General features: G+C 60.8%; 10 protein-coding genes. 5 read left to right on the top strand and 5 right to left on the bottom strand.

Annotated elements, in window-relative coordinates:
- The first annotated feature begins 59 nt into the window (after window positions 1-59).
- The 3 genes from BFQ00_RS19940 to BFQ00_RS19935 all read left to right on the top strand — a co-directional run bounded on the left by BFQ00_RS19940 (window position 60) and on the right by BFQ00_RS19935 (window position 11140).
- A complete protein-coding gene (locus BFQ00_RS19940; RefSeq protein WP_065934500.1) occupies window positions 60-5843 on the top strand; it encodes a membrane-targeted effector domain-containing toxin in 5784 nt (1927 codons plus the stop codon).
- A 115-nt stretch (window positions 5844-5958) separates the two neighbouring features.
- On the top strand, window positions 5959-6612 hold the full coding sequence (locus BFQ00_RS30120) for a DUF6543 domain-containing protein (RefSeq protein WP_256537001.1): 654 nt from the start codon (window positions 5959-5961) through the stop codon (window positions 6610-6612).
- Window positions 6503-11140, top strand: a complete 4638-nt coding sequence (locus BFQ00_RS19935; RefSeq protein ID WP_256537000.1) for an NEL-type E3 ubiquitin ligase domain-containing protein — start codon at window positions 6503-6505, stop codon at window positions 11138-11140. The genes BFQ00_RS30120 and BFQ00_RS19935 overlap by 110 nt, the downstream gene beginning before the upstream one ends.
- Before the next feature lie 13 nt (window positions 11141-11153).
- Here BFQ00_RS19935 and BFQ00_RS19930 read toward each other — a convergent pair whose 3' ends face one another.
- The 5 genes from BFQ00_RS19930 to BFQ00_RS19910 all read right to left on the bottom strand — a co-directional run bounded on the left by BFQ00_RS19930 (window position 11154) and on the right by BFQ00_RS19910 (window position 16866).
- On the bottom strand, window positions 11154-11636 hold the full coding sequence (locus BFQ00_RS19930) for a CS1 type fimbrial major subunit (RefSeq protein ID WP_065934499.1): 483 nt from the start codon (window positions 11634-11636) through the stop codon (window positions 11154-11156).
- 5 nt (window positions 11637-11641) lie between these two features.
- The gene (locus BFQ00_RS19925; protein WP_065934498.1) at window positions 11642-12400 is read right to left on the bottom strand and encodes a pilus assembly protein; all 759 of its coding nucleotides are present in this window, start codon (window positions 12398-12400) and stop codon (window positions 11642-11644) included.
- 72 nt (window positions 12401-12472) lie between these two features.
- Window positions 12473-13717 (bottom strand): hypothetical protein, encoded by a 1245-nt coding sequence (locus tag BFQ00_RS19920; protein WP_065934497.1) that lies wholly within the window; start codon window positions 13715-13717, stop codon window positions 12473-12475.
- Between the two features lie 21 nt (window positions 13718-13738).
- On the bottom strand, window positions 13739-16261 hold the full coding sequence (locus BFQ00_RS19915; RefSeq protein WP_065934496.1) for a CS1-pili formation C-terminal domain-containing protein: 2523 nt from the start codon (window positions 16259-16261) through the stop codon (window positions 13739-13741).
- A 107-nt stretch (window positions 16262-16368) separates the two neighbouring features.
- Entirely contained in the window at window positions 16369-16866 is a 498-nt protein-coding gene (locus BFQ00_RS19910) for a CS1 type fimbrial major subunit (RefSeq protein ID WP_065895711.1), read from the bottom strand.
- A 506-nt stretch (window positions 16867-17372) separates the two neighbouring features.
- Between BFQ00_RS19910 and BFQ00_RS19905 the strand changes: the two genes are divergently transcribed.
- Window positions 17373-17882, top strand: a complete 510-nt coding sequence (locus tag BFQ00_RS19905) for a PadR family transcriptional regulator (RefSeq protein WP_065934495.1) — start codon at window positions 17373-17375, stop codon at window positions 17880-17882.
- On the top strand, window positions 17879-18646 hold the full coding sequence (locus tag BFQ00_RS19900) for a siderophore-interacting protein (protein WP_065934494.1): 768 nt from the start codon (window positions 17879-17881) through the stop codon (window positions 18644-18646). Before BFQ00_RS19905 ends, BFQ00_RS19900 begins: the two co-directional genes overlap by 4 nt.
- Window positions 18647-18733 lie beyond the last annotated feature (87 nt).

The raw sequence follows: 18733 nt of genomic DNA, 5'->3' as shown, positions 1-18733 counted from the left end.
ACACAGCCCGCGCCCATCCCATGCTGATGGTCCACGCCATCAGCATGAGGACATTGCCAATGAGCACGTCGAACGCACCAGCAGCATCACCGACGCTTCAAGAAATACGTACTCACCTGCTTGAAATTGATCCAGCGCTGCGTACTCAAACCCAGGAGCCTGCCGTATTACCCGCTGAACTGCTTGCACTGGAAAAGCTCAATACCACCCTGATCAGCGCCAACAACGTCCTGCTGGAGAGGTCACGCAGTTTGTTTGGGGCATTGACGCAGGCGGACCTCACCCAAGCCGCCGGAAAAGCACTGCTCGCCCAGCTCAAAACCGACCTGAACACACACCTGCGAGGCCTTGACGAAGCCAGCACAGTCAGTGGTCTGGGCCGCAAGAGCTATCTCGCCCAGACGGCGGGGCTTGGCGCGCTGGAGCAGCAGGCCAGGCTTGATGTGCGCGATTACCTGCTGGCCCCGGCAGAACAACGCATGGTTGAAGACTGCTCCCGGGGCGCGGATTATCGGCCGGGGATGTACTCGCTCAACTTCAGCTACCAGGACAAAACCGTGGAGTTTGCCGGGGCCTTTGTGCTTACGCGCAAATCCAGCCCGGTTGTGGATAACCTGACCTCGGGAGAGGACCTCGGCCAGGTGCTGTTGTTCACCCCAAACCGAGGCCTGGAGTCCTTCGATTCGCTGGCGCAACTCGACCAGCGACTCAAGCCGACGCTAGCGTTGCCGGCAGGCCACGAGGAGTTCTGCCAACACCTGCCTGTGCATTATCAGGCGCTGGACGTCGACGATATCTGGCCACTGCAATTGCTGCCCATCCGCGGCGAGCCCTTGTTCGAACATACCTACAACGCGATCATCGACAAGCGCAGCCAGGACATCGAACGGGCATTGAGCCTGGTCGGAAACCCGCTGCACGAGGCAACGCTGCTCCAGTCGGCACTGGACGACGCGGTGAAGGCCGCACTGCCGGATTTGTCGTCGCGCCTGGCGTTCAGGCGCCAACGGCTGCTGGAGCGCAGCGTATACAACGGCCTGCCGGACTGGTACCGCAACGCGGCTGCGAGGGATCAGCAAACCCTGAGTCGTTGCCTGCAGGATTACAATCAGGCCCGGGCAACCTATATCGAGCTACTGGGGCCTGTCGCTTCGCCCCAGGCCCTGGCGCATTTCCAGTTGACCGAGTATCTGGACGAAGCGCTGGAAATCCACGACCTGGACCCGCTCCACCTGAATATCACCACCCGACGCCATGTCGCCCATGTCGGCATCTATGAGCAAACGCGCAGTCTGGTGCAATTAAGCCATGACGGGCTGCATGCGGGCGACGAGCTGCCCGGCTCGGATTTTTTGACCAACTCCACCCTGACGTATGCGGGGGCGGCACTGCAAGGCGACCATGCCGTGCTGAATGCGCAAAGCCTGCTCGAGATACTCCGCGAACCCGGCCTGCAACCGCGCCTGGACTTTGCCGCGCTGCAAAAGCAAATGCAGACCGAGACCCGCTTCAGACGGGCGACTCGCGAGCTGTTTGATCATCGCCTGGTGCTGCTGGCCTTTATCGCCCGCTTGCGAGGCGACCTGAGCCACGCGGACCATGCCTTGTTCGACACCTTGCGCGCCGGTACGAACCCGCTCCTGTGCGCACGCACCGTGCTGTTGCACGGCGCGCAACTCAAAGACCTGTGGCTATTGCGCGAGGTGGACGCCACCGGCCAAGTCCGGCGCTTGTTGCTGTGCTCCCCGAACTCGCCGCGCGAGCGACAGTTCCAGGCATTCGCCACCGAGCGCGAATGCCAGGCGCATATCATCAGTTGGGCTGATGACCACACCCGGTCAAAGGGGCGCACCCTGCGCGACTACCTGTTGGAGCAATGCCCGCTGCGATTTCGGCCGAAGATGGGCACGTTCCTGGCAGGTCTGGGCTTCAAGCCCGACGCGAGGGAACACGAAGAGGTGACATTCGGCCCTGTGTGCTCGCACACGGTATGCCTGGACGCCATGGTCGTGCATTCGCAAAGCGCAGCGCAGGACGATTACGACTACAGCACCCCGCTCTGGTATCGCTCGGCCCAGCCGCCAGACCGAAACCGTTTGACCCGCCTTGCCGACGATGCCGCAGGTGCCTTGCGCACCTATGACGCCATGCCCGATTCGCACGCCAACTTCATCACCTTCGATGCCTATCTGCATGCCAAGGCCACACTCAGCCTGAACACGCTGCTGGGCCGTCCTCAGAACGATGTCGACCCTGACAGCGTGTTCGTGTCGGCGCCCTGGCCACTGCTGGGCGGCAAGCCGAAGCCCATTACCTATACGAGGCTGTACCGCGACGGTTACACGGACAACGTCGGCTTCATCGATCCGAAATTCTCCACCTCGGCCACGTTCAGCGGGCCGGCGGGCGTCGACCTGAGCCGCCTGACCCCGCAGAACGTGTCAAGGTCGGTGACCGGTGTCTGGATCGGTCGACGCTACACCGACGAAGTGCGCGCCAAATTGCAAAGCGCGAACAGCCCCGGCTACGCCAGACGGCGCGACGCCACGCTGGCGATCACCCAACTGCAGATGAAATACGCGGCGCTCGACTGCTGCCTGCGTGGCCATATCGCCCGGCTCGACCTGACCTGGCTGGAGCGAGCCATCGACAGCCTTGGCGACACGGCGGCTGCGACTCGCTCCACTTATCAGGTACACCGCCTGACGATTGACGGCGATTGGGTAATGGGCAACTACCTGTTCAGCCATGCAAACAACAAGGTGTTGCTCTACACCCCCAACGCACCCGACGGCATCGGCTTTCGTGAGGCGAAGCTGTTCAACTACTGGCTGAAAAAAGTCGACGGTGTGTCGGCTTACCTGCACGGTCGGGTGCCGGTCCAATCCCAGGCGCGGATCACCACGTTCCTGACGACTGCCCGCGATGGACTGCCCGAAACGATTGACCGCACGACCCCGAGCCCAGCGCGCTATGACAGGACAACGCCTGACACCACCCTGACCGACCTGCGCAACGATGTCTACAACAGGGTGCTGCAACGAAAAATAGACGATGTGGTTGCCACCACGGTCAATCGCACAGAGATGATCATGGGGATTGTCTGGACGTGCGTCGAACTGGTCACCACCCTCGCCACCATTCCATTTCCCGTGTTGAGCCTGGGCCTGGGTGGCTTGTTGGCCTTCAAGGACGCGATGCTCGCCATCACCGCCTACCAGCAGGGCGACATGGCCGGCGCCTTGAGACACTACATCGGCTACCTGGCCAATGTGGGCGGTGCTGTGTTGTTTGACGTTCGCCAGGCCCTTAAAGGCCCCTTCAATACATTGTCGATCAGACCGGTGACCAAAGCGCTGACACAGTCCACGCTGATCAACGATATTGACCCCGGTATTGCTGCCGGCATGAAACCCGTGATGTTCGATACCCATCAGTTCTGGGTCAAACACACACCGGATTCTCTGGGGCGGTATCTGCTGTTTCGCCATGACCCCGTCACCGGGCAAATGCAGTCGACTGCACGCCTGGTCAACCGGAACGCCGATGGCCATTGGGTTCGTTCCGGGGTTGCGGGAGGTGGCCGCAGAAAGACCTATACGCTACTCCAGGAGGAGGCCGACCCGTCCCTGGCGCGCTATGAAATTGCACCCGAGCAAGGCAAGTACTTCAGATCAGCGCTCAACCTTGAGTACGTGCGCACCATCACCAGTCATCCGGATGACACCATTGCGCAGGGCGCACGTGAAGGGGCCTATCTGGATTTGAAGCCTCTACGTGACAGCTACCGCAATCAGGTGAAACACCTGACTGAAGATACGCAGGCACTTTACGCCTCGCCTCCAGCACGCCCGGACCGCACCGGCTTGCCGGTACTGGCACCCGACTCCAGCCCGTCTACCGTACTTGCCAGCCTGTTCCCACTCAAGAAGCGGCTGATCATTGGCGCCTCCAACACCAGCGTTGCCAGCAAGCAGTTACTGATCGAAAACCTGCCGGCCCTGGCAGCACAAGGACTCAAGCGCTTGCACATCGAAAACCTGCCGGCCGACGTTTTCCGCACCAAACTCAAAATCATCAATGGCGAAACCAAGGGCAACCTTGCGTACGCCTTGAAAAAGGTCGGCGACCACTTGGCGCGCGTCGATGCGAGTTTGGGCTGGGGCGCGGATGCGCCGTTTACCTTCCGTAAACTGATGCTCGAAGCCCACAGGCACAAGGTCGCAATCGACGGCGTGGACGCCTCGAGTTCCTATCATCTGGAACACGCGCTGGAGCTGTCTGACAAAGAGCGGTTTATCCCGCGCAACAGCCAGCTCAGAAATTTCTATTCCCACAAAGCCCTCGCGCAAAACGATCCCGATGATGGCTGGATCGCCCTGGTAGATCACAGTCGCATAGGCAGTACCGACGAGGTGCCGGGCCTGGCTGACTTGCAGAATGTCATCGCCTTGCGTGTGGAGGATGCTACCCCTGGCCAGGCAGTGGGCATCCTGCCTGATACATCCGCCGCCGCGCTGTCGCGGGGCGATTACAGGCTGACAATGGCCACAACCGCCCAAACCTTGCCGACGGCCGGCCCCTCAAGAGCGGTACCGGCCCCCCCGTCACCGTCTCATTACCATGAGTTTGATCTGCCCGCGTCGTTCAAACCGGACCTGGACGAGATGGTGCATAGGCATGACAGCCTTGACCCCCTCTACGGGCCTCGAACGGGAGACCCGTACCATCCGGCGCACCAGGCGTTCAAGCAAACACGCAGTCGCCTGGATGAAACCGCCAAACAGGCGTTGGCCGCCTACACGCCACTGCCACGCCCGGATTTCGCCGACCTTGCCACGGCGACCAGCGAGAAGGCGTTCATCACGCAGTTGTATAAAAAGATACGGGGACTGGTTATCGGCGAGTCCCATCTTGATACCTACAGCAAACGGTTCCTGATCAAACACATGAAGCTGTTGAAGCAGGAGGGCGTGGAGACCTTGTACCTGGAGCACCTGCTCACCGATCTGCATCAGGCAGAGCTGGAGGTTTTCTTGCGCACCAGCGAAATGCCGAAAAACCTCAAACGCTACCTGAGCGCGCAGGATGCCGGCCATATGCGCGGTTATACCGGGCCCGACACTTACACCCATGTGGTCAAGGCCGCGAACAAGGCGGGCATTCGGGTGCGGGCGCTCGACTGCACAGCCAGCTATCACGTCAAGCGCATGTACGGGGACAAGGCCCGCATGAACCTGTTCAGCTATTTCGCCAATGAGGTGATCAAGGCTGACCAACTGGCACAGGGCCCGCATCGATGGGTCGGGCTCATCGGGGATGCCCACTGTGACCTGCACCTGGGTGTCCCGGGCATTGCCCAATTGCAGGATGGCGTCAGCTTGAGGATACGCGATGTCCACCCCACCCAGGCATTGCCGCTGCAGCGGGGAGGATGGGAGCTCGTCGAAGGTCAGATTGGCTCCCCCGGAACAAAAACCCTGCGCAGTGACTTCACGTTGCACGCCGGTATTGCCGGTAAGCCCATGCCGTTTCCCAAGGCGGTGCCGGACCGCGCATGGCTGAGGAACATCAACGAGTTCCTGATCGAGCAGCCTTCAGCCACCCACGCCAATGTGCTGCACCGTTCCGAGAGCGGAGCGATTGTGTCCACCCCCATTCAAATTAACGATACCGGGGAATTTTTTGTCGAGCGTTGGCCGCAGTTGCAAGGCAGGTCCTATACGACCCTGGAAAACCTGGCAGCGCAGCTTAAGACAGAGGTGAAGCTGTCGCCTGTCTCCAGGGCGGCCCAGCCAAGCGAGCCACTGCGACAGGTGAAGGGGACGTTGCCTGCCCTCTGATCGCTAGCCGACGCCTGTCGGCTGAAGCACCACTCACTGTCAACTTCTCACGTTTATCCCTGCCCGGCCCAAGTGCCGGGCAGCCCTGGACTGATCCTCTAAAGGCAACCTGAACATGTTATTCGAGTCTCCTTATCAACACGCTGCAAGCCATGCAGAAAAGGGTATTCACTTTGACTTTATCAAGCGTGCACTACCCGGTTGGCTCAGCTCGACAACGCTGGCCCGCGTTCGCGCGGTGCAGGCCGCGAGCCCCTGCGTCTACACACGAATCACGTCTATCGACAGAACCCTGAACACGGCGTCGAAAGAAGCCATGGCCGAGCATTGGACTGCCCGGAATACGGTGGATGAAACATTCAAATACGTAAAAGACATTTATACATTCGCTGAGCCCCTGCTCAAAAATGCCTTACGTGAATACGGCAACATTGACGTAAAAAACACCTTTATTCGTCTTTATGCCCCCGCTAAAAACAGCTGGTGGGCCATTGGCATACGCAAAGGCGTGACCAGCCGGACCGTATCGTTACTGGACGCAGCCCTGCATAATTTTTTTTGCCGGCGAGCAATTTGCCGACTTTGCGTTCTTGTCCAGGGCGGACGCTCAGGGCCAGCAAAACATTCTCCAGCTCACCTCGCGCACCAGCGGCCAGGCCTTGACCGCGTCGGGCTTCAAAAGCCTGTGCCGCAGCCTGAATATTGGCCTGCAATACCAGACGCGATTATTGAAAGTTTTGGGGTTCAACAATCAGGTGCAGGCCGATAAATTGCGCCGCAAGGTGATTGCCTGCGATAAGGCAGCGCTGAAAAACGCCGCCTGTGTCGCCCTGTCGCAAGGGCATATCCAAGACGATGCCCGGCAATTGCTCTTGGATATCGCCGAGGGCAAGCCGGCCCCGGCCCTGGGTGGCATTGCGGTGCAGTACTACAACCTGAGCCTGCTGGATGCCCAACTGAGCGGCATTGTGCTGATTGCCGCGCCACAAGGTCGCGACAAACACATCGAGCGCTTGCTGGCCTTCATCCCCGAAGACCCCGAGCACCCGTTGAAGGAGTACGCCTCGCCGGTCGAGTTCATGAACGAACTGACACGCCAACTGCGCGACAGCACCACGACCCTCGATGAAAAAGGCCAGGCACTTTCCAAAGCCACCTACCGGCAATTCTTCAGTCAGTTTGTGGACCATAAACAACGCGGCTATTTTTTCGCCGAGCTGCAAAACCGCCTGTTCAAGGTGCAATGGCATCAGAAGAAACGCACCGACAGCGGCCCCAGCTGGCAAACCATCCCGGTTGACACGCCGCAGTTGCACTTCAGCGTGCAAAACATCTTTGACGATTACCAGAACCGCCCTCCCTCCGGCCACTCCGAACCCGACACGCTGTGGCATTACCTGTACCGGGTCAAACTCAACAAGATCGTCAACGATACCCGGGAAATTGCCATCACCACCGCCTATGCAGACCTGATGGCCCGCTGGGCCTGGTGGGACAACCTGGGCAAGATGCTGTCGGACATCCTTAATGCTGCGTTACTGGTGGTCACGCCATTCGTGCCGTTCCTGGGGGAGTTGATGCTCGCCTACACCGCCTACCAGGTGGCCAACGAGGTATTCGAAGGCATCGTTGACTGGGCACAGGGTGACGGGCTGCAAGCGATTGCTCACGCCATGGAGGTGGCTCAGGCGGTAGTGCAACTGGGGGTTTGGGCGGGTGCCGGCGCGGTAGGCCAGACGCTTGCACTCACGCCGTCGCCCTTCGTCGAAGGGTTGCACCCCGTGGAACTTGCCGGCGGCGAAAAACGCTTGTGGAACCCGGACCTTTCGCCGTACCAGCAAAGCATCAGCCTGCCCAAAGGCACCCTGCCTGACGCACAAGGCTTATATCAGCATGCTCAAAAACACTGGCTGGCACACGCAGACAACCACTATCAGATCGAACACGACCCCCAACTGCCTCACCAGCGCATCGTGCATCCCCGCCGGCCACACGCCTATCAACCGAAGATACGCTTCAATGGCAGCGGTGCCTGGGTGCATGAAGGTGAACAACCCCGCAGTTGGGACGATCACACGCTGATGCGCCGGATCAGTCCCGCCACCCAGGCGCTGAGTACCGAGCAGCTCGAACAGATCCGGGTCATCAGTGGCAGCGAACCGGACCATCTGCGCCACATGTACGTGCGCAACCGACCCTCTGCGCCGCTGTTGGCCGACAGCCTTGAGCGCTTTCAAGCGGGCCGGTTTGCCGAAGAATCAGCCCGCAGGATGCGCACAGGCCAAACACTCGAGCCGTATTCCTACTGGTTCGAACAGGCCGTCACAGAACTCCCCGGCTGGCCGCCAGACAAAGCCCTGGAGGTATTTCACAACAGCGACCTGAGCGGCGAGTCGCGTAAATATGGCAACGCCGACGCCGCACCGGCAGATACCTTGACCATCAGCCTGGCCGACGTAATGGCTGCCAGGCTGCCGGAGCGCGTGCTGGTTTTTTTCGACGAACAACAGATCACTGCGTTACTGGGCGACAGCTTGCCCCCGGCCGAACAGGTGCAGGCGTTGCGCAATCGACTGGCGGACTACGTCGACGGCTTTGGCGGTCATATCGCCAACAGCCATTATCAATTGGGCCAAGTCAGCAGCGACCCGCACGTTGCCCTGGTGCGCCAGAACGTTCCCGAGCTGCCGCTGAGCTGCGCCAACGCGCTGCTCAGTCAGGCCTGGCCAGAAGAGTCCACGGTGATGACGCACGAGCAGCGCCTGCCCTTGCGTCTCAAAAGCCTGGCACGCGAGCTGGACTTCGACAACCAGGCCAGCCGCGCTGTCGAAGGGCTCTACCCGCATCATCAACCCTCGGTGCAAAGCGAACGGTTGGTGCTCAACACCTTGCGTCTGCACAGCGATGCGTTCGCCAACCTGAAAGTCGACCTGCGCGACGGCAGCCCCGGCGGCCCTTTGCGCTGCAGCGTCGGCGATGCCAATGCGCTCCAGACCCGCACCCTGGTGCGCAGCATGGACGGGCACTATGCGGTGTTCGACGCCGATGCCAAGCCGCTGAGCGCTGCCGCCACTTTGTACGAGTCCCTGCTCTGGACCCTGGCCCAGGACCCGCAACGCGCGCCCCTCTTCGCCGTCGGCGAAGGTGAGCAACTGCGCCAATGGGTGATCGAACGCAATCAGACGCCCGCCGAGCGACGCCTGGCCCTGGCCGAACCTCCCGTGCGCAAACGACCTGCGCCCGAGACCGAAGTGCTGCTGGGCGGCGGTGCCTTGTGCAAAATGTCCCGCGTCGACAGCTATGACATGCAGCCCAAAACCATTGAAGAGCGCATCAAGCTGTTACTTCCGGCAATGAGCAAAGACAGCGTTCGACGTCTGTCCATCACGCTGGGCACAGCCGAAGGCGAGCAAACGCTGACGCAGATGGAGTCGCAAAAACAGCAGTTGTTCCATCAGCTCGATACTTACATAAAAAGTCCGACGCGCTGGGAAAGCACCCTGCTGGAACCGGAAGTGCGCAAGCGTCGAGCGGAAGTCGCGACCCGCCTCTATGACGGCTGGAGCAACGGCCTGACGGTGCATCTGGACGACAGCTTCGAACACCGTGGCGGTATCGCCCTGGACTTGTTCAACACCCCTCTGCCCGACGAACTGCCCACCCTCAATGTGCCACTGAACCACATCAGCGACCTGGACCTGCGCGGTTGTGAATTTTCCGATAGCCATGCCGCCTTTCTCGACAATTTCCCGCATCTGCGCGACCTCGACCTGAGTCGCAACAAACTCACCCGGCTGCCTGAGACCCTCGGCAAGCTCAAACGCCTGCGCCGTTTGTACCTGGAAGGAAATGCCATCGTGCTGGATGAGGCGGCCATGTCGACACTCGCCCGGCTCAAGCGCCTCAAACAGCTTGAAATGGCCGGTAACCCGCTGGGGCAGGCACCGGACATCCGCCAGATGCCGGCCCTGACCCTGCTGAACCTGCGCGATACACAGATAAACGACTGGCCCGCCGGGCTCATCGGCCAATCCCGCGCGCGCGGATTCCAACTGGACCTGAGCGAGAACCCGATCACCCGGTTGCCCCATGTCGCCCCGGGCTCGGATGAGGCCGACATCATCGCCCGCACACGGCTGGACCAAAGCAGGCTCACCTCGGACTTTCAGGACTTGCTCGCCGAATATCGCGAGTCAGTGGGGTTGGACGCGCTGCGCACCTATGCGCCCAAAGGCCAGAGCGAACCCTGGCTGACCTACATCAAGCCGACAGAGCGCGAGCGCCATCGGCAACTGTGGGATGAGATTGAAAAGGAACCGGGCTCCCAGGGCCTGTTTGAAGTGATCGGATCGCTTGAGGAACCCGATGAGTTTCAAGCCGAAGAGGACCGCCTGGCCTACCAGAGCAACCGGACTGAATTGAGCCAGCGGGTGTGGCGCCTGCTGCAGGCGGTCGAAGCCGACAGCGACTTGCGCGAACGCGTATTCAAGGATACCCGCTACCCTGGATTGTGCCCCGACGCGGGCGCGTTGATCTTTCAGAAACTCGGTGTCGAAGTGCTAGCCAGTGAGGCCCATCGTACCAGCACATCACCAGAGGAGCTTGAAGCCAGGCTGGTGGTGCTGACCCGCGGCGCCGCGCGCGATGCGTATATGGGCAAAGCCATCGGCGAAGATATCGCCCACCGCCTCAAGCCCAAAGACCAGGGCGGGCTGGGGCAACGGCTATGGTCGCAGGTCATCGACGGCGAGCATGGGGAGGTCGACGAAGCGGGCATTCATCTGGCCTATCGCAGCAGCCTGGCGGACCGACTGGACCTGCCCTGGCTCTCGTCGCATATGACTTACCGCACACTGGCTGACGTGACCCCCGCACAGATCGACAAGGTCGCCGCGGCGGTCGAAAGGCTCGAAGAAGGTGACGGCCTGGTCAATCAGATGCTGCTGGACACGCATTGGGAGCGTTACCTTGAGCAGCATAACCCCACCGCCAAATGGAACAATGACACCGCCTTTGACCGCAAGTACCTCCAGCTCGATGAACTACAGGCACTGCAAGCGCAATACGCTCAGTCACAGGACCTGCCGCAGACCGATCGGCAAGCCCTGCTGGCAAAACTGCGCGACCTGGCGCAGGCGCTGGAACTGGATGAAGCCGGCGTATTATCCGGCAACCCCATGAGTGCGGCGCAATACGATACAACCCTGAACGAGCTGGGATACCGTCACAATCAGTGGCTGCGAGACCTGACCCGCGCCGCGCTGAACCGGGCAGGTGCACGCAAGAACCGCACTTGATGGAACCGAAGGCTCAGGGCGCCAGATAGTCGAACATCAGGTGCACCGTGCCGTAGTAGGCACCGCCCTGGTAGCCCCCCTCGGGCTCGATCGGAGCAATCTCCAGCTCGACGCGCCGGCCCATGCCCGCCTCGTCGGCGCTGAGTACCCGGGTCGAGTCCAGGGTCAGGGGCACCCGGTTGAACAGCACGCGCAAATCAATACGGTCGCGGCCGCTCAACAGATAAGGCATGTCCCCCAGGCGGGCGGCCACACCGCCATTGAGGTTCTTCACGTCGAAGTTCTTGCGCAGGCGTCCGAGCCTGGAGGTGGCCAGGTCCCATGCCAGTACCTGGTCCTGCCCCATCCAGTCGGGTTCGGAGGGCAACACATAGGCCTCATGAACAGGGATAGTCACCGACACCTCAAAACTCTGGCGCTCCTGAAACGCCTGTGCCGGCCCGCCGATGGACAACGTTGCGATCAACGCCGCCCATACCGTCAGTTGCTTGAACATTGTCATCACCCGTTGCTGTTGACCGTCATCGGTTTTTTGTCGCGGCCTTCAATCATCTGGAAGCGGTACTCGCGGCCGGGTTTCTTCTCCAGCGTCCACTGACGGCCCGGCAGGATGTGGTGCTTGGTGGTGGCTTCGCAGTCGGTTTTTTTCGCCACCGAACAGTCCCGGAACTCGTCGAGCACCACCACACTGTTACCGGCATTGCGCAGGGTGTACTGGCTGGCAGTCTCGCCGACCCTGGTATCGAAGCGGGTGTCCTTGGGGCGCACGAAGAACACGGTGCCGTAGCCCGCCATGATGTTGACCCCGGCCGCCAAATCCTTTCTGTACGCGTCACGCTCGCCATCGGTAACGGCAAAGTCGTCGTCCTTTTCCGGTATCACCGGGATGAAGCGCACCCGGAAGTAACGCTCTTTGTCGCGCTGGCCCATGTACAGCAGACGGGTGCCCTGGCGCCCGCCCGCCGGGACGATCAGCCGCGCCGGGCTGGCCATCAGACCGTCACGGCTGGTGGCGCCACCCTTGTCGTCGGTCAGGGAGGCGACCGGGACTTCCCTGGACGTGCCGTCGGCGCTGTAGACGATCTCCAGCACATTGACCTTGATAAAGGCGGTGCTGGTGCCCCCATTGAACACTCGCTTGAGATAAGAACTGCGGTCGCCTTCCAGGTAGTCGTACACCACGCCGACATTGATCGCCGGCCCGGCCTGCGCCGCCCACGACATCAGCAACAGCCCAGCCCCTAACACTGCATGTTTCATGTTTGCTTACGCCTCATTGATTGAACGCGGCTCACCGCCCGCTGCGGGAGCCGATATGCGGGGCAATGCCCGCTAGACTTCCGAATCCCAGATCACCGTGGCCACGCCGGAATAGGTACTGCCGGGCTTTTTGAGCATGTCGGCGACGTCATCCCTGGCCACTTCGAAATGCAACTTGCCCTCGCGGTTGTTCACGTATTGCGTTGGCTGGAACAGTTCGGTGCCCACGCCGTCGAGACGCAGGGGCAGTTCGTTCACGCTCTGGTCGTGCTGGTCACGCAAGCCATAGGGCAGGCTCACGGCCACTTGCAGCGGCACTTCGTCACCGTCGCTGTTGCGCAGACCGCAGGTGTTGCCGATGACCAGGCCACACTCAAGGGTCATCTTGAAACGTGAGCTGGCGGAAATCGCAAAGGTCTGGTCGCGCCACAATCGCGACGGGCGCCGCCCCTGGTTGAGCCAGGCTTGCCAGCCGCCCTCGGGGAGCAGCTCGATGCGATTGGCGCCGGCCGGCAGGTCGACCTTGAGCACATGTTCCACCGACAGGATGAAATTGAAGGTCAGGACCGTTTCGTCGGGGATCATGGCGTTGCCGAAATCCATATCACCGCCCGGCCCCATGGTGTAGGTGATGGAGCCTTCATAGGTACCGGCGTCCATGCCCAACGGGTTCGGCGTCTTGAGTTCATAACCGTACTCAAGCGTGGTATAGCTCATCGCCGGAATATCCATACCGTTGGTGACGCTGCACGCATCGGCGTTCTCCGGCACGATCCAGAAAAACAACGCGAACGAGGTTCCTGACGCGATGTAATTGATCGGCTTGCACGGTGCGGGCGCCCCTCGCCAATAAGTGCTCCAACCCACACCTGGCGTCGCCCAGCCGGACACGCCCGGAGGGTAGGAAACATTCCACCGGCCACCGATACCGGCGATACGCATCTGTACCCTCTCCGTGCGGCCGGTGACGGTGTGCGTCACTGGCAGGTCGCGAAAGGCCGACGGCACCTTGAAATAGGCGCTCTGGCGCGGATCCTCGGGGAAAGCCGCGATTGGCCCAGTGGAATAGGCGCGAAACGCAGTGTTACGAATACTGAAGATATTCGCCGCCTCACACAAAGCCGGAACGTGCCAGGGACACAAGCCACTTTGCGGGGTGGTGTTGACGAATTTGTTATTCGTCGGGTTGGCAGGGTCGGGGCGAAACACCGCCGTGATCTGCTCGACAATCGCCAGCGCCGGCAGGCTGTAAGCGCCCAGGACCAGCGCTAAAGCACACAGGCCCAGGCGTTTTTTGGTTGCGGTAATCAAGGTCATGAACTCCAGTTTCAACCGCCGTCAACCGGCGGTCTCGGCGTGATAGTTAGCTTCGGCCAAGGTGTCCGGCGTGCAGCGCAAGTCACCAATCATCAACACGTCGTTTTCGTTCGGCGCATTGCTTGGGTCCAGACGAAACTGGCAAAGCAGCTGGTTTTGGTAGCGCACTTGCAAGGTGGGCGCGCTGGAACTCATTTCCATCGAGAAAAATCCGTCCACCTCGCTGACCCCACGGCTGGCGTGATTGATCACGTGATGCCCCTTGAGCGGTGTACCGCGTTCGTCCAGCAACCGGCCAAGCACAGTGACGGTTTTCATTACGGTGATTTTTCGATAGTCCACACCGCCCTTGTTCAGGTGATAGCTGGCGCGGGTTGGTTGAATATTGGCCGCCGGCGGGTGGTTGCCTTCAAAGTCGAAACTCACGCTGCTGCTCTTGTAGGCCGAGACCGGCACGTAGTTGCGCCCCGGCCGCAGGATCGCACCGCCGCCACCGAGGTCGTCGGCGCGCAGTTCGATTGCGTCAAGGTCGGTTTCAACGTCGATGATCATCCCCGCACCGTTACCCTGGTACTGGCTGCTCAGCAACATCTTGCCGGCACCGGCAACGAAGGTGCTGTTGAGGTTCAAGCCACCACTGAGGTCACCGTTGAAGGAGCTGCGCTGCACAAAGCCGTCACCGCTGACCGCGCTGGTATTGAAGCTGGCCATGCCCGACAGGCCAACGCCGTAGGTATCGGTGATGGCGGTCGCGGAGACGCTTTGCAGCATGTGGTCGGTGAGGTCCTGGCGCACCGTCACCGAGGCATTGTTATCGCGCCCACCGTCTCGGGCGGTGCGGGTGCCGATGCTGCCGGAAATCTGCCGGCCTTCAGTGCCCAGGTTGACACTCACGCTCACATCCACGCCACGATTGCGCGCGTCGTTGGTGCCGGCGCTGCCGGGCCGGTCGAACACCGAGAATCGCCAGTTGGCGTCGCTGCCGAACAGGTTGTCGTGGCGACTCCAGCCCAGGTCCAGCCCGGCCCCCTCGATATTGCCCTCACTGTGGGACAGGCGCATGTTCAGGGTATTTTTCGCGTCGAGCCGGTGGTTGACCGACAACGCGGTATTGCTGGCCTCGCCCACGAAGGTATTGCGGCGCAGGCGCGTACCATCCGGCAGGGTTTCGTAGGTGTCACGGGTGTCCAGCCAGCTGCGGTTATGGCTGAACACCAGGTTGGTCGAGCCCAGGGTGTAGAGCCCTTGCAGGTCCAGGCCGGTGCCATGCTCCTGGGTCTGGTACAGGTTGGCATAGACGCTGGTGTTGTTGGCCACCGTCCAGTCCATCGACCCGCCGTATTGCAGCTGCTCGCGCACCTGGCGGGCCGACAGGCCGAGGATCACGCGCGGGTGCACCAGGTAGTTGAGCGACGCACCGGCCGTCACCGCGCCCGAGGCCTGCTCATCCCAGTTGCTGAGGAGCTTGGTCTCGCGTCCGGCAAATACGTTGTAGCGCCAGCGGTCTTCGGCGTTGCGCCAGTTGCTGGGTTTGTACACCAGTTCCTGGGTGGTGCTGGTCGTCAGGCCGTCCTCCACCAGGCGCACTTCAACCTCATAGATGCCGCCGGGCAGTGGCCGGGTATCCAGGGTTTGCAGCCCGGCCGCCACGGCCTGGGTGTTGATCAACAAGCCGTTGCGGTAGATCTCAACCGCTGCCTGGCGGTTGGCGGTTACGTAGATCGGATACACGCTGGGTTTGGAGTTGTTGATGGCCAGGCTGTCGGAACTGCCATACATCAGGCCCAGCGCCGTATCGGGGCTGGCACCGAAGCTGCGCAGTTGACGGGTCAGGCCATCGGAATTGGGGGTGAAGTGGCCGAGGCGGAAAAACTGCCCTTCCAGTTCACGCTGGGTATACAGCTCATGGATCGCATGGCGTACTTGTTCCTCATCGCCACTTTGCCGCGCCAGTTGCAGGTTGAGCACCTGGCTCCAGTTGCCGAGGCTTGAACTGGCTTGCAAGCCGTAGCGTCCGCCCAGGCTGTCTTCCTGGCTGCCGTTGAGGTTGAGCTGGTTATTGATGATCAACCCGAGGCTGCCGCCTTGCGGCTGGTCGTAGAAGCGCGGGGTGTCATCACTGCGTTCGACGTCCTGGGTGAGGATCGCGAGCTGGGAGTTTTCCAGGTTGTAGAACGCCGAGATCATCTTCTCCGGGCAGGTTTGGGTGCAGGCCCCCAATGCCACGCCGTTCTCCAGCAGCGCCTGCCAGGTATCACGGGTGGCGGCCGGGACTTTGCTGTCGCCGGTATCGGTAAATTCGAGCAGGGTCACACGGTCATCCCGCGACAAGACGATCAGCGCCTCGCCCAGCAGTTGCCGATCGAGATCCACGCGCACTGCCAGCGGCACGTCGAAAAAGTGATCGCTGAAACCTGCGGGCAGGCCTTGGGCCTGGGCGATCAGACTGCCAGGGGTTGCAGCGCCGGAAGCAGCAGGTGCCGCCAACGCACTCGTACACATCAGCAGCGCGAGCGCAGCCGCGATAGGCGTCATCGGAAACATGAACGGATACCCTGAATGCCAAGAGAGAAAAAATCAGGCCGGCGGACAGAGGAGGAAATCAGCCGACCTGCAAGCAGGTGCCCGTGGTTAACGGGCATGCATTGGCATCAAAGCGTCGGCAATACGGCGTCGAATACCACCGGCATCACTGCGGTGTAGGAGCCGCGTTGAGTGGCGGTAGGCTTGGCCGCGACGATGCGCATTTCGGCGCCCACGCCTGGGGTGGAGTCGGCTTCGTTGACCACTTCCTGAGGCGTGCCGGTCAGGGTGACGCCGTTGAGGCTGGTGGTGAGCGCGATGTTCTGCGCAGCGTCACCATTGAACAGTACAGCCGGGCCGCCTTCGATGTAGGCGTGGACCGAACCGTTGGTGTTCTTGATGTCGTAGATCGCGCTCAGGGGCGCCAGCTCGCCGCTGACCAGGTTATAGGTCATGGTTTCGTCACGACCCCAGTTCGGGTCACGCGGTTGTGCATGGAAAACGGTGGTCGGGATAGTCGCCTTGATGTTGACGGTATGGCTGGCTTCTCCGGCAGCAAAGGCTGTTACCGAGGAAGACAGGGCCAGAATAGCCAGAGGGGCAGCAACAGCAAACTTTTTGAACATGGAGTCAATACCTGTAGTTGGAAAACTTATTGATTTTTTCGTCGCCAAGAGCATCCTCGAACAACGAACAACCGCGCCGGTTAGTTGCACCGTGCGCTGCCAGGCAATAATCGACCCAAACTAAAAGCAGGTATGCAGGCGCATTCCAATATACGCGTAGCCCTTGTAAACAGGCGCCGCGTGAAAAAGATGGCATTTTGCCAAAACTTTAAAAGTGTCCGTAGGAATTGAACTACATGCGCATAATACAGAGGGCGTGAAACATTGAAAGGACGTGCACTAGACAAACAAAACAAGCTTCAAATAATCAGGCACGTCGGCGCACTTTCGAGTATCAGCTCTAATTAAAGTTATAACTCTAATTTGATTATCCTCCAAGCAGCTTTCAACTAAAGGCCGTTGCACGCCGTGCGCAAACCTGGCCCTGACCGCTGGTCGGCAGAGACTGGCGCACACCACAAGATATATCTTAAGTTATATCTAAATGAGCGCAGAGGAGGACCATCATGAAGCCTGAACATCGCGGTGACTTTGAAAAACGCGGCGGTCGCGGCCCACGGGTTTTCGCCCCAGGCGACCTGAAGCTGTTGCTGCTGGCGCTGATCGCAGAGCAACCGTGCCATGGCTACGACCTGATCCGCCGCATCGAAAACCTCTTCGACGGTGCGTACAGCCCCAGTCCCGGCGTGATCTACCCCACCCTGACCTTCCTCGAAGAGAGCGAGTTGATCAGCGGTGACGCCCAGGGCGGGAAAAAACATTACACAATCACCGACGCCGGTCGTCTCTTTCTTAACGAGCAAGCCGTTGCCCTGGACGGCGTGCGCATGCGCATCGACGTCAGCAAACGCTCGCTGCGCGGCCACGACCGCCCACCGGAAATTCACGAGGCGGTGCACAACCTGCGCCATGCCCTGCATTCGCACCACGGGCGCTGGAGCCCGGAAGAAATCGTTCGTGTCGCGACGCTGCTCAATCGCACCGCTCAAGCCATTGCCGACGGGAGAGATCAATGAACACACACACCATCCATCGCGTGACCCACGAGATCAAACGCCGCCGCCTGCAGGTACTGCGAGTAGTGGATATCACCCCACGCATGCGCCGCATTACGCTGGGCGGGCCGGAACTGGCGGGTTTTGTCAGCCTGGGCAGTGATGATCACATCAAGCTGCTGTTCCCGCAGAACGCCGCCGAGCAAGCCGCGCTGGAAAGCCCGACCTTCAGCATCAAGGGCGACGGCCCGCAACCTTCAATGCGCGATTACACGCCACGGCGTTTCGACCTGGGCACTGGCGAACTGGATATCGACTTCGTGCTGCACGGCGACGGCCCGGCGTCGACCTGGGCCGAGCAGGCGCAAGTCGGGCAGCACCTGTATATCGGTGGGCCACGGGGCTCGATGATCGTGCCGGATATCTTCGACAGCTACCTGTTGATCGGCGACGAAACCGCCCTGCCCGCCATCGGGCGACGCCTGGAAGAATTACCCGCCGGGCGCAAGGTGCTGGCGGTGATTGAAATTGCCGATGCCGCCGAGCAACAGACACTGGAAAGTGCGGCGGATGTTGAAATCATTTGGGTGCTGCGCGGCCAGGACGACCTGCTCGACGTGGTACGCAACCTGACGCTGCCCGGCGGCACGCTGTACAGCTTTGTCGCGACCGAAACCAAGGTGTCGCGCCAGGTGCGGCGGGTATTACTGGAGACGCACAAGGTCAACGAGGAATACCTCAAGGCCGTGGGCTACTGGCGCGCGGAAGGCAGCGCCGAAGATTAACCTGTGGGAGGGGGCTTGCTCCCGATGGCGGTGTGTCAGCTAACACATCTATATCTGATAGATTGCCATCGGGGGCAAGCCCCCTCC

Source organism: Pseudomonas sp. 28 E 9 (assembly GCF_900004785.1).
In the GTDB taxonomy this organism is placed as follows: Bacteria; Pseudomonadota; Gammaproteobacteria; order Pseudomonadales; family Pseudomonadaceae; genus Aquipseudomonas; species Aquipseudomonas orientalis_A.
This window is presented reverse-complemented; position numbering and strand designations above follow the sequence as displayed.

Coding starts and splice junctions, on each gene's coding strand:
- BFQ00_RS19930 (WP_065934499.1), bottom strand. CDS start 11,636: ATGTTCAAGCAACTGACGGTATGGGCGGCGTTGATCGCAACGTTGTCC.
- BFQ00_RS19940 (WP_065934500.1), top strand. CDS start 60: ATGAGCACGTCGAACGCACCAGCAGCATCACCGACGCTTCAAGAAATA.
- BFQ00_RS19920 (WP_065934497.1), bottom strand. CDS start 13,717: ATGACCTTGATTACCGCAACCAAAAAACGCCTGGGCCTGTGTGCTTTA.
- BFQ00_RS19905 (WP_065934495.1), top strand. CDS start 17,373: ATGAAGCCTGAACATCGCGGTGACTTTGAAAAACGCGGCGGTCGCGGC.
- BFQ00_RS19910 (WP_065895711.1), bottom strand. CDS start 16,866: ATGTTCAAAAAGTTTGCTGTTGCTGCCCCTCTGGCTATTCTGGCCCTG.
- BFQ00_RS19925 (WP_065934498.1), bottom strand. CDS start 12,400: ATGAAACATGCAGTGTTAGGGGCTGGGCTGTTGCTGATGTCGTGGGCG.
- BFQ00_RS19900 (WP_065934494.1), top strand. CDS start 17,879: ATGAACACACACACCATCCATCGCGTGACCCACGAGATCAAACGCCGC.
- BFQ00_RS19915 (WP_065934496.1), bottom strand. CDS start 16,261: ATGTTTCCGATGACGCCTATCGCGGCTGCGCTCGCGCTGCTGATGTGT.
- BFQ00_RS30120 (WP_256537001.1), top strand. CDS start 5,959: ATGTTATTCGAGTCTCCTTATCAACACGCTGCAAGCCATGCAGAAAAG.